This is a genomic window from Paenibacillus sp. B1-35 (assembly GCF_050474385.1).
GTDB classification, from domain to species: domain Bacteria; phylum Bacillota; class Bacilli; order Paenibacillales; family Paenibacillaceae; genus Paenibacillus_B; species Paenibacillus_B alvei.
Map to the genome: position 1 here is coordinate 813,982 of NZ_JBCHVJ010000001.1, position 12,181 is coordinate 826,162.

General features: G+C 41.6%; 13 protein-coding genes. 10 read left to right on the forward strand and 3 right to left on the reverse strand.

Going from position 1 to position 12,181, the window contains the following annotated elements; translation table 11 throughout:
- Positions 1-48: 48 nt before the first annotated feature.
- The 7 genes from ACQ5BJ_RS03630 (at position 49) to ACQ5BJ_RS03660 (ending at position 8,549) form a co-directional block, all read left to right on the forward strand.
- Complete coding sequence (locus tag ACQ5BJ_RS03630) at positions 49-1,533, forward strand: ABC transporter substrate-binding protein (protein ID WP_430108598.1); 1,485 nt, start codon at positions 49-51, stop codon at positions 1,531-1,533.
- Positions 1,526-2,392, forward strand: coding sequence for a carbohydrate ABC transporter permease (locus ACQ5BJ_RS03635; protein ID WP_430108601.1), 867 nt, complete (start codon positions 1,526-1,528; stop codon positions 2,390-2,392). Before ACQ5BJ_RS03630 ends, ACQ5BJ_RS03635 begins: the two co-directional genes overlap by 8 nt.
- A gap of 70 nt (positions 2,393-2,462) precedes the next feature.
- On the forward strand, positions 2,463-3,278 hold the full coding sequence (locus tag ACQ5BJ_RS03640) for a carbohydrate ABC transporter permease (RefSeq protein WP_430109427.1): 816 nt from the start codon (positions 2,463-2,465) through the stop codon (positions 3,276-3,278).
- 21 nt (positions 3,279-3,299) lie between these two features.
- Positions 3,300-4,439, forward strand: coding sequence for an efflux RND transporter periplasmic adaptor subunit (locus tag ACQ5BJ_RS03645; protein WP_430108603.1), 1,140 nt, complete (start codon positions 3,300-3,302; stop codon positions 4,437-4,439).
- Between the two features lie 338 nt (positions 4,440-4,777).
- Positions 4,778-5,071, forward strand: a complete 294-nt coding sequence (locus ACQ5BJ_RS03650; protein WP_262866723.1) for a zf-TFIIB domain-containing protein — start codon at positions 4,778-4,780, stop codon at positions 5,069-5,071.
- A gap of 347 nt (positions 5,072-5,418) precedes the next feature.
- Positions 5,419-7,707: an NPCBM/NEW2 domain-containing protein gene (locus tag ACQ5BJ_RS03655; protein ID WP_430108606.1), complete on the forward strand. Its 2,289-nt coding sequence runs from the start codon at positions 5,419-5,421 to the stop codon at positions 7,705-7,707.
- Positions 7,708-8,018: 311 nt separating this feature from the next.
- On the forward strand, positions 8,019-8,549 hold the full coding sequence (locus tag ACQ5BJ_RS03660) for a GNAT family N-acetyltransferase (protein WP_005550719.1): 531 nt from the start codon (positions 8,019-8,021) through the stop codon (positions 8,547-8,549).
- 86 nt (positions 8,550-8,635) lie between these two features.
- Here the strand turns inward: ACQ5BJ_RS03660 and ACQ5BJ_RS03665 are convergent, their stop codons facing one another.
- Positions 8,636-8,848, reverse strand: coding sequence for a carbohydrate-binding protein (locus ACQ5BJ_RS03665; RefSeq protein WP_430108609.1), 213 nt, complete (start codon positions 8,846-8,848; stop codon positions 8,636-8,638).
- Between the two features lie 272 nt (positions 8,849-9,120).
- Here ACQ5BJ_RS03665 and ACQ5BJ_RS03670 point away from each other — a divergent pair, with 272 nt between their 5' ends.
- The 3 genes from ACQ5BJ_RS03670 to ACQ5BJ_RS03680 all read left to right on the forward strand — a co-directional run bounded on the left by ACQ5BJ_RS03670 (position 9,121) and on the right by ACQ5BJ_RS03680 (position 10,881).
- On the forward strand, positions 9,121-9,549 hold the full coding sequence (locus tag ACQ5BJ_RS03670; protein ID WP_430108612.1) for a MarR family winged helix-turn-helix transcriptional regulator: 429 nt from the start codon (positions 9,121-9,123) through the stop codon (positions 9,547-9,549).
- Between the two features lie 163 nt (positions 9,550-9,712).
- Positions 9,713-10,051, forward strand: coding sequence for a DoxX family protein (locus ACQ5BJ_RS03675; RefSeq protein ID WP_430108615.1), 339 nt, complete (start codon positions 9,713-9,715; stop codon positions 10,049-10,051).
- Positions 10,052-10,152: 101 nt separating this feature from the next.
- Complete coding sequence (locus ACQ5BJ_RS03680) at positions 10,153-10,881, forward strand: DUF981 family protein (protein ID WP_005550723.1); 729 nt, start codon at positions 10,153-10,155, stop codon at positions 10,879-10,881.
- Between the two features lie 186 nt (positions 10,882-11,067).
- Here the strand turns inward: ACQ5BJ_RS03680 and ACQ5BJ_RS03685 are convergent, their stop codons facing one another.
- Both ACQ5BJ_RS03685 and ACQ5BJ_RS03690 read right to left on the reverse strand, forming a co-directional pair.
- A complete protein-coding gene (locus tag ACQ5BJ_RS03685; RefSeq protein ID WP_430108618.1) occupies positions 11,068-11,550 on the reverse strand; it encodes a carbohydrate-binding protein in 483 nt (160 codons plus the stop codon).
- Between the two features lie 60 nt (positions 11,551-11,610).
- Complete coding sequence (locus ACQ5BJ_RS03690; protein WP_430109429.1) at positions 11,611-11,916, reverse strand: S8 family serine peptidase; 306 nt, start codon at positions 11,914-11,916, stop codon at positions 11,611-11,613.
- Positions 11,917-12,181: the final 265 nt, after the last annotated feature.

Genomic DNA, 12,181 nt, shown 5'->3' on the forward strand with positions numbered 1-12,181 from the left:
AACCGCAAGTGCGGTGAATACTATACTGTAATCGAGAGGAAGTGCCTAATGAAAAGATTTTTGATTATCCTGACAACCGTTCTCTCCATGGTCGCCGTTTCGGCCTGCAGCAGTTCCGGTAACGGCAGCGGAAATGGCAATAGAGCCGGAGGAAGCGGTGGCGTCAGTGATCATGCAACCCAAACGGCGCAGAAAGGTCATGCTGCCGAACCGCCGGGAGGAGCGATGCCGCCCCCGTCCGATACGGAGAAAAAAACGGTGGTGTTCTCTACCGGCTTTCCAAGCGATTATTATAAGCTGGCAAAGCAGCAATATGAAGCCAAGCATCCTAATATCACGATTGAGCTGCAATCCGTCGAAAGTGATGATTCCCGAATAGAACAGGATTTGGAGAAATTCGTTAAAACGACGAATACGGCCATGCTATCCGGCAAAGGTCCCGATCTTATCAATTTGGATCAATTGCCTTCTGCCGCTTACATCATGAAAGGTTTATTAACTGATATGTCCAAAATCATCGACACGGATCCCGAATTTAAAAAAGAGGACTATTTTAATAATGTATTGGACGGTATTAAGGCCAACGGTGGAATTTACGGGATGCCGCTATATTTTTTCGTTTATGGTTTAAAGGGAAACCAGACATTCATCGAGAAGAGCGGAGTGACATTCGATGATACGAAGTGGACCTGGGCCGATTTCGCCGAAACCGCCAAACAGTTGACCAAGAATTCGGATAAAGAATATTATCGATATGCCTTAGGCGGAATTCCGCCCGAGATGATGTTGACCAATTTTGTTAAAGACCAGTACGGTTCCTATGTGGATCAAGTTAATGGGAAAGCCAAATTTGATACTAGCAACTTTATTCAGATGATGAAGCAAGTGAAATCCTTGTACGACAATAACATTATTAGTTCAACTGAATTTTCCCTAATTTTCAGCCCGGTTCAAATCAATTCCACGGAAGATTACATAGAAGAATTAAGGCAAAGCGATTTCGCGGGCAATTATGCTTACAAGTCGAAGCTCTACTTGAGCCCAAATCCCAACGGGGGGAAACCCGGAGCCACGTTCAGGACGTATATGACGATCGGCATCAACAACAAGTCGTCTGTTAAACCGGAAGCTTGGGATTTCGTCAAGTTTATGGTATCCGAAGAAATGCTATCTCAAGCGAAAAGCACCGGTTTCTCCATCAATAAGGCTGCCTATAAAAATAGAGTGAAGGAACTGCTGAAAACGGGGAAGGTAGAATCCATTCAAGAAATCGGCCCTATGAAAGGCAAAGTATTCGAGATTACGCAAAAGGATATTGACGATTTGGAGAAGTTCGTGACCGGAGCCAACTATCATGTGTTGGAGAAGCTCGTGAGCGGCCCCATTTCACTTGCTTCTTCGTCTCAGAAAAGTAGTAACAAAATCGATCAAATTGTGCAGGAAGAATCGATTGCTTATTTCAGCGGGCAGAAAACCCCGGAAGCTGTGGCCGAACTGATTCAAAATCGGGTAACCACGGTACTGAATGAGTAAGCTGCTGCGCAATGAAATGGCCGTGGCTGCGCTCTTCCTGTCGCCAAGCTTGATCGGCTTTGCCATCTTTTATTTGATTCCCTTTATTATGGGGGTTCTATATTCATTTCAAGATAGCCCGGGTAACGGCTCTTTTGTCGGTTTTCACAATTATGAGTCGCTGCTGGAGAGCGCTTCCTTCCGCAAAGCGGCAGCTAACACTTTTCTTTTTACCGGTGTATGCGTACCGCTAATCGTTGCTCTATCTCTATTTTTTGCCCATCTTCTGAACCAAAGGATGTTTATCCGGGATTGGCTGCAAACTGCTTTTGTAATGCCGCTCGTTGTGCCTGTCGCTTCCATTGTAATGATATGGCAAATTGTATTCGACTGGAACGGAACGTTGAACGAATGGCTGCACAGCTTGCATTTGGAGCGGGTGGACTGGATGAAATCAGATTGGTCTATCGTCGTTCTGGCGGTTGTATATACATGGAAAAATATCGGCTACAACATCATTTTGTTTTTGGTCGGCATGCGGAATATACCAAAGGATTATTACGAGACAGCGGAGATCGAAGGTGCGGGAAAGTTCCATCAATGGGCTCATATTACATTAGTCTATTTAACGCCAGCGATGTTTTTCGTCGTTCTCATATCCATTATCAATTCGTTCAAAGTGTTCCGCGAAACCTATCTGATTGCAGGCGATTATCCTCATGATCAAATTTACATGCTCCAGCATTATATGAACAACATGTTTCTATCGCTGGATATCCAAAAGCTGACCGCGGCGGCCATTGTTATGGTGGGGGGTATCTTGATTTTCGTAAGCTCCATGCTGGCCATCGAACGGCGTTTCCGGAATTTTATGGAGTAGGCGAGGGGGAGTGAAAGTGGCTGTATTTCGCAAGCTTGTGCGAACACTGGTACTGTTCCCGATCGCTACAATGATGTTGTTTCCCGTTGCGGTCACATTTGCCAACTCACTGATGACCGAGGAAGAAATTAACCATAACTACCATCTCATCGGCAAGATGGTTCGGATCGCGGCGGGGGAAAACGACTCATTCATTAATATAAAGCTGATTCCCGATTGGGTATCCTTTAATCAATACTCGGAAGTACTGATCTTTAAGCCTATGTTCCTGCAAATGTTTTGGAATTCCGTTTTCTTGGTCATACCGATCATTGTCGGACAGATTTTCGTTGCGTCTTTGGCTGCTTATGCGCTGGCAAAGCTCCGATTCAGGGGGCGAGATAAGCTGTTTTTCGTTTATTTAATGACCATGCTCATGCCCTTCCAAGTCACGCTGGTCCCCAACTACATCATTGCGGATAAGCTCGGAATCATGAACACCGAATCCGCGATTATTTTGCCGGGAATTTTTAGCGCTTTCGGGGTGTTTATGCTGAGGCAGTTCATGCTGCATATCCCGCAAACGTATATCGAAGCGGCGCAAATGGATGGAGCCGGACATGGAAAGATTTTTTGCAAAATCATCGTTCCGTTGATTCAGCCCGGAATTGCTGCATTAATCGTATTGTTGTTTGTTGACAACTGGAACATGGTCGAGCAGCCGCTCATTTTTTTGGAGGACTCCTTCAAGCAACCGCTATCTTTATACTTATCGCGCATTAATGAAGGAGCCCGCGGAGTTGCTTTTGCCGCATCCGTGATTTATATGGCTCCGATGATCTTACTGTTCTTGTATGCGGAGTCCTATTTTATCGAGGGAATCCAGCTATCGGGGATAAAAGGATAGACCTTACATGAGGTGAACGGTATGGAATTACAACGAAGTGAACAGTCAGCAATCGGTCGGAAACGAAACATACGCCTCGTATTTGGCTTGTTTATCGGGCTCTTGGTTGGATTTACACTGTTTAGCAATACGTTAGCAACGATGAGCTTGCCCAAGGTAGTGTTGGCGATGCCGTCCAGGGGACAGCTTATTCATACTTTTTCGGGCAGCGGGGTGGTGAAATGGAAGGCGGAAACGGCCTTGTCAAACAACTCGGGATGGCGAGTGGAGAAAGTACTCGTTAAGGAAGGGGAGCCTTTGAAGAAGGGACAGACGCTCGTCATATATAACAAAGAAGCGGCCGAGCAGCAAATCTTGGACGAACAGGCCAGTCTGAAAAAGCTGAAGCTTTCGCAGGAAGAACTGAAGCGCAATTTTATCGAGGCTTCGCAAAAAGCGGACGAAGAGGCGATTGCAGCAGCGAAAAATGCGCTTGGCATCAGTGAAGTCGATCTCGAGGTTCAGGAGAGACGAATTCAGAAGCTGCAACATGATTTGAAAGCGAACGGCATGCTGATTGCTCCGTTTGACGGGGTCGTTACAAAGGTCGGCGCGACGGAAGGACTGCCTTCTGGTGGAGCTCCCGATGTCGTTATTTCAAACAAAAGCTTTGGATTTGAGTTTGAATTCCTTGCCCCGGCAACTATGGCCGCTCCTTTAGAGGCGGGCGAGAGCGTCAAAGTACGGGTGGAGGGAAGCCAGGCTCTTCAAGTTGAAGGCCGCATTGAACATATCCAAAATGCCGTTTCCAGCTATCAAACCGGTGCCCCGGATGGAAAAAGAACGAACGCCGAAGTCTCCATGAAGCTTGTACGGATTACGATGAAAAATCAGGATATAAAAGGCGGCGAGAAGGCTCAGCTCGAGTTGACGAAAGTGACGGACGATGCGCTCCTCGTACCTAATAAAGCGATCCGCGATGACGGCGGCCAAAAGTATGTGTTTGGAATCGAGGAAAAAAATGGTCCGCTCGGCAACGCATTTTACATTCGGAAACTGCCCGTTACCGTTATCGATTCCAATGAATCCGTATCGGCCGTAACCGAAGGATTGTTCGAAGAGGGAAAAATCGTCACCGAGAGCAGCGAGCCGCTTCAGGCAGGCGATAAAATTCGATTATAACAGAACTATGCATCACGAAGTTCAAATTGCTGGTTCGATTCCATGGCTCATCGCTTATAATAAGATACGGAAGTAGTTTACATATCTGTGATTGACATTCAGATTAAGTAACTTTATAATGTGATTAATTGAATAGCGCTTCTGTGTAGAAGGGGAGTAGCTACTACAGTAAAGTCGTCAATTCGGGTGCATGCCCCGGCTTTATTGGCAACGTATTCCGTTGTAAGCAAGACCTTTGCCAGCCTTAGGTGAAGGGTTCTATATGGATGATAACAGACCTTTGCCGATGCTTGGCAGGGGTCTTTTTTCATTCTTAACGATAAATGGAGGGATGTCCGATGAATTGTCCGATTTGCAACAATGTCCGTATGCGTGAAGTTGAAAAAGAGGGCGTAGTGATTGATGTATGCCCGGACTGCAAGGGAGTATGGCTGGATAGAGGCGAGCTGGAGAAGCTCATGTCCGATGTAAGGGAAGAACGTAAAGTGTACAAGGAGTGGTATGATGAAGACGACCGGCGTTCGCAGAAATCAGATTATCCCTATCATAGCCCGAATGCCGGATACCCGCCGCACTATAAGCACAAAAAAAAGAAAAGCGTCCTAGACCGGCTTGGAGATATATTCGATTAAAACAGCATCTTGTCTAATGAATCCTTCTGTTATGGAAATGGCATACGCCTGCCTCGTAGCATTAGGATTTTTTGTTCTGGGAAGAAATTTCCAACATCATGATGATATGAATCAATCGGATTGTCAATAGAAACTTACAGCTAATATTGCGAGTTTGTTTTTTTATTAAAAGCAGAATAAAGATGGAATTGAAGCAATAGAGATAAACGGTGTTATTTAACAAATGTAAAAAAGTGGAATGAAATAGAATCATTTTAGCCTGAAATCCATTTAATACTTACCAAGATGGATACGCCAGCATGTAAATGCTAGCTATGCATAAATTTCATTTGTTTTAGGAGGATTTGATGAGAAAACTTAAGAAGTCACTTCAGGTTTTATCTCTTACGGTGGTAACAGCGGTTGTAGTAGCTGGCTCGCCAACTTGGGCACTAGCCCAAACTTCAGAGCCAGCAATCACACCAACAAAGCCAGTCATCACACCAACAGAGCCAGTCATCACGCCAACGGAGCCAGTCATCAAACCATCAGAGGAAGCCATTACAGAGCTAAATAATCTTGTTGTTCAGCGAAATTTTGAAGTAAAAGCGCTTGGAGATATATGGACGGAAGGCGACCGAGAGCGTAGATTCATAAATGCTCGAAAAATATATCAGCCAACAGGTTTATATGCACAACCCAATGAACAAATTAAGATAGAAGTTTTAGGTGACAAACCAATTACAGCGGTTATTGGGATCCATCGTCATGATAAAGAATGGGCGCTTTTTTATCCATTACAACCAGGCATAAATACAATTTCCTCACCAAATGGCGGTTTATTGTCATTTGATAACAGCAACAATGAAGGCAGTATTCATGTAAATGTAGTGAGTGGGGGGAGTCCGGTTCCATTCTTTGTATTAGGCAAGAATACAAAAGAGGATTGGCAGGCAATGATGAATGCTTATCCTAATGCACCTTCTGTTGTACTTCAATCAGAAAGAGCTCTCTTTGTCTTCTATTACGCTACTGCTAAAACTCATATCTTGAATCAAGACCCAATTCCTGTTTTACAGACGTATGATAAGTTTATTACAGCACAGGATCAAATATCTGGACTATCTAGTTCTGATTCTGATCCTAGGCATCGGTTAGATAGGCATTTGATTGGCTTTATTGAATCAGAAAACACCATACCAGGAGCGTATGCATATGCAAATTGGGATGGGGCAATTATGCCTAAAGATACTGGAGCAAGTGCTGATGCTTTAGACCTTACAAGAACGGGTTGGGGGCAGTATCATGAGGCAGGTCATTTGAGACAACAAGCACCTTGGAATTGGGATGGGATGACCGAGGTGAATGTAAATATATATTCTATAGCCGCTAAGAAGGCTCTTAAACCTACTGAGCCTGCAAGATCCCAAGGCGAGTACTTAGCTGCTTTCACGTTTGTAGAACAGCCAACCAAGAATTTCTCGGACTCTAATTCAAAATTAGAAATGTTGTGGCAACTTAATCTTGCTTTTGGGGATAACTTCTACCCGCAGTTACACCGATTATATCGTGAGATGGCAAATACTGATCTGCCAAGTACTGATGATCAGAAAAAACAGACATTTATTCTAAACACTTCAAAAGTAGCTCACTATGACTTGACGCCTTTCTTTGATAAATGGGGTTTGTCTGCAACAAATGAAACAAAAAACAAGATTAATGCATTGAGTTTACCTGTTCTAACTGCACCAATTTGGTTTGGGTCAGATTATAACATCATTAAACCGACTGATGGTATGGATAAGGTAAAAGGCATCATTGGGGTAACAACAAATAGCCAAGAGACTTCAAGTGCTAATAATGCCGCAGTAAATGCATTTGATGGAGATACAAATAGTATCTGGCACACTCAATGGAATAAACAAAATCAGTTCCCTTTCAATATTACAGCAAAGTACGCAAATCCGTTAACTTTCAACAAGCTGACATATTTACCACGTCAAAGCCAAGAAAATGGTATTATTACAAATTATAAAATCCTAACTAGTCTTGATGGGGTAACATTCAATGAGATTGCAACAGGCACTTGGGCAAAGGACAACACAGAAAAGACAGCCACTTTCACACCTACTCTTGCTAAATATGTTCGACTTGAAGTACCTCAAGGTGGTGGAACAAATGGTTATGCATCTGCAAGTGAGATTAAAATCTTTGAAACCGATCCAATAACACCACAACCTGTTACAACATATCTGAGCGATATGAATTGGTTTACTGCCACAACAGGTTGGGGAACAGTCCAGAAAGATCGTAGTGTTGATGGTAAAGCACTTACGTTAAATAACAAGACCTATACAAAAGGTTTGGGCACACATGCCAACAGTGAAATCGTCTACAAACTGAATGGGCAGTACACATCCTTTGCCGCGCTAGTTGGGGTAGATAATGAGGTAGGTACTGTAGGTTCTGTGGAGTTTCAAGTTGTTGTAGACAATCAAGTTGTATTCTCTAGTGGTGTAATGCGTAATAATATAGCGCCAAAAGAGGTAAACGTTAATCTTACTGGAAAGAATGAGCTAAAACTTATTGTCACAGATGGTGGAGATGGTATAAATAGTGACCATGCCGATTGGGTAAATGCTCGTCTTATCAAATAATATTGCTTAAAGCACGTCAAAAAGAGAGGGTCATCCCTCTCTTTAGTTTTAGGGTTGATTGATAATACATCTTGGTTTGCTAGACTTGCATTCGCAGTAGTTATAGCCAGCTTCTTAAGCTAACGGGCAGGGTAGTTGGACAAGGAAGAAGATATGCCTGCCTAAACTCCGTCCTTTTTTGGGATTAAGTGTAGATAAAGCCCATAGCCTCTTATATAATGTATCTATCTTTAAAAAATGAAGGGACTGAACTATGCGCAGATGTCAATATTTTTTAACCTAACTATTATCATATAATGGAGGTAAAAGTATTGATTACAGAGTTACACACAGAACGTTTACATTTGAGAAAAATGAAGATATCGGATTCGTCTAGTTTGTTCAAAATTTGGTCTGATCCAGACGTTATTAAATATATGAATATTTGTTGTTTTACGAATGAAAATCAAGCAAAGGAAATGATTAATCTCCTTGATGATCTTTCTCAAGATCGTAAGGCTATTCGTTTCTCCATCATTAACAAAGAGTCCAATGAAATTATTGGTTCTTGTGGTTATAATGACTTAGATTTTGAAAATGGCAAGGCAGAGATTGGGTACGACATTGCTAAATCATTTTGGGGAAGAGGATACGCTACAGAAGCTATCTCTTCTTTGATCGAACATGGATTTTCATCTTTAAAGCTGAATCGAATCGAAGCAAGGGTTGACCCTAGAAACGTGAATTCTATGAAGCTTTTACAAAAGCTCAACTTTACGTTTGAAGGAACACTCAGACAATATGAAAGAGTAGATGGAAAGTTTAACGATCTCAGTATTTATTCAAAATTAATATCAGATTGATTGTGTTGAAGATAATAATAGAAGAGGTAAGGTAGGGAATGGATATGCCCCTACCTCTCTTTTATTTAATCAAGTTTTTATTCTTTTTAGCAAGGACCGAGCACAGTCCAAACATCGTTCGGGCTATTTTTCAGATCTGGGTATTCATTTTGCGTCCACCATTTGGCCTGATACTTCACACCGTTATAAGAAACAATATCACCTTGAACATAAGTGGAATAGTTGCAACCACACTTTACCACGGGGACTACTTTTACAGAGAGGGGGGTAAAGATCTTTTGCAGATTCAACATCCCCATAATTTCCGTTGTTTTAAGTTGGTACCACTATGAATTTATCTACAAACGATCAAATTCTAAGGACACGTGAGCATTTAAGAGAAATGCGTTTCTACGGAGTAATACTTGACTTTTTAAATAATTTTTTATATGCTATAGCATGTAATTTTTGTGAAAGAAAATGAAACAGTATGAGTTCAATGATGTGACTATGTGAATTGGAATCAGGTGTACTGGAGTAATGGGGTACTATAGGTAAGTCAACAGTCCATATTAATGATTGGAGGGAAACTATGGAATTGTATAATATGACGGGTTTTTTGATTCACCGTACGGATGTTAAAATGACCAACTATTTTACAAAGAAATTAAAGCCCTATGAGATGACGCCAGAGCAATGGAGTATTATCAGTGTTCTAGACGGGGATAGACCAACAACTCAAAAAGAGCTTGCGGAAGCAATCGACCGAGATCAGAGCACGGTTGTTCGAATGATCCACTCGCTCGAGAAGAAGGAGATCGTCAAACGGATTGTAAATGATACAGATAAACGATCTCATAACTTATATCTGAGCGATAAAGGAATACTACTCAAATCAGAACTACTGCCGGTTGTCATCGAAGCACACAAGCACGTGACAAGGTACTTAAGTGAAGATGAAATTCAGGAACTGGAATCTTTACTTGAAAAACTGTATGCAAGTGTTATGGAAGACGGTTAGATCATCTTCGTTCCACGTTACCCGAGACGGTACGCACAAGACCCGACTCTATGGTCTTACGTCTATGAAAGCTTTTAAGAAACGATTTTGGCTAGAGGAAATAAATATTTTTGCATATTATATGCTATAGCATATAATATGCTGCGAGAAATGGGGGATTTTCTTGGTTATTATCATTTTGCAAGTTATTATAGGATTATTTTTTATGTTTACTGGGAGTAAGATTATTTCCGGTAAAATGGCAGATGAGTTCAAGCGTTTCGGCATGCCTCCCATCTTTAATTTTTTGACGGGATTTATTGAGATTGCATCTGCAATCGGATTATTTGCAGGTATTTGGTTTCCAATAGCGGCTGTTATTGCAGGATTTTTACTAGCGGTTACGATGTTTGTCGCAGCCTTTACTCTTCTTGCTATTGCTAAGGATCCTTTTCCAAAAGCAATACCGGCTATCGTACTTTGCTTTTTGTCTATCATCGTCAGTATAAATCATTTGATCTAGTCTGAAAGCTAGTGATGATAAAATCCTTCTAACTTTGCTGAAGAAGTATGAATAAAGTTAAAGGAAATAATATGTAACAATTTAAGTGAGGAGTTTTTTAAATGGTTATCGATTGGTCAACAACAGCTGTGTATAACACAATAATGTCAGTTGCAACTGGTATAGGGTTATTATTAATTCTTCGATTTGAATCCCATTTAGCCAAAGGAAAAGTTGGACAACTAGAAGGTTGGGCTATAGGATTTGGAATACCCGGGTTTATATTAACGCTAACAGGAGCTCATATGACCCTTACTTGGCCCTTGTCAAAGATTGGATTCCCATTTGATGATATTATATTTGGTGAGTCTTCTCTAGGTTTTGGGGTTCTGCTTCTGGCTGCAACCGTCTTAATATGGAGAAAATCTAATCTATATGTAAAACAAGGCATTAATATGAACGATACGAAAATAGTATCCAATACATTAAAGGCGGAATTACCGTATTTATTAAAACCAGTATCTTATTTTGCTGCAGCAATGGGGCTAGCACTCATCTCAATCGCATTTGCAGGTATTGGATTTCAATTATTTGCAGCGCCACCAGAAGAACCAATATCAGGAGCTTTTGCTGATTATCCAATGTTGGAAGCTACTTTTATGTCAGGATTATTCGCGATTATAGGGATTGGAGCTGTATTATTTCCTTTTGCCTTAAACAAAGACGCAAATCGAAACTTTGCTAAAGTTATTAAGTTCCTTTGGGCACTTGCAGGCATAGCCTTTGTTCTATTTGGAGCCATGAACTACTTTACACATATTGGATTGATTGTGAATACAATGCCCAAATAGTATTGAATGATATACAATGACTATCGCTCCCAATTCGATAAAATGCGGGTTGCATAAAAAGATAAAGAGAGAAATATTAACCTGCTATTAGAGCTGAAGTATAGGGTTATCGAAGATAATAATAGAAGAGGTAAGGTATGGATATGCCCCTACCTCTCTTTTATTTAATCAAGTTATTTATTCTTTTTAGCAAGGATCAAGCACAGTCCAAACATCGTTAGGGCCACATTTCAGATCTGGATATTCATTTTGCGTCCACCATTTGGCTTGATACTTCACACCGTTATAAGAAACAATGTCACCTTGAACATAAGTGGAGGAAGCGCTCCATGGAGCAGGGCAGGGGTCAACTTGAACTTGAACGGTCACCGAGTTACTTGCCGCAGATAAATTACTAAAGCCATCCCGAGCCTTAACAGTAAACGTATATGAACCACTTGTTAATCCACTGATCGTGGCGGAGTTGCTAGTTGATCTTGCTTTAGCAATAGGATCGTTATTTACATAAATGTCATAGCCGATCAATCCAACATTGTCCGTAGAAGCTGTCCAATTCAAGCTAGCTGTGCCAGAGGTAGAATTAACAACTAGATTGGTTGGTGCGAGTGGTGCTTCTGTATCGTTAGGGACAGCACCTGGCGCAGGTAAATTCGTAATTATTTGTTGCAAATTAGGTAGGGTACCGATTCTATCATTTGCTATATCGGTAGTCGGGGTATTGAACGGTAACTATCTCAGTATTCTACGAATTTCATCTGGCGAATACGGTACGCCGAATTGGGCTTTCGCGATCCCTTGCAGTTGTAGAATCGAACCTACAACGACAGGCGAAGCAGAAGATGTTCCATTGAAATAGTCGGTAAAACCGGTTGTCGAAGCGGTACTTGTTGCACTTAAGGTAGCAACGTTCTCCCCAATACCGTAGGCGTCGATTCGATTGCCATGGCTGCTGAAGCCAAGTCTGTGGTGAGATGCAGTTGATGAACCCGCTCCAACAAGTATTGCATGTTGAGCACGATTGGAGCAATAGATGATGGCAAAGGATTCAACGTTGAAGAATGTTCACAAAAATGTTTAGGTTTATCTATTGTAAATAGCTATGTAGAGGATAAACTAAAAGGGAGCATGCAATTTGAATCTACAGCGTGTGGAACAATAGTTTCATTCACGTTTAATATGTAATAGAGGACTACAAAGGCGTAGTCTTACTTAAAGCAAAGAGGCTTAAGGTTATAACATTCCTACGGAATCGGTATAACTTTAGGCCTCTTTGTGTTTATTATCTGTATTGAAGATCAGG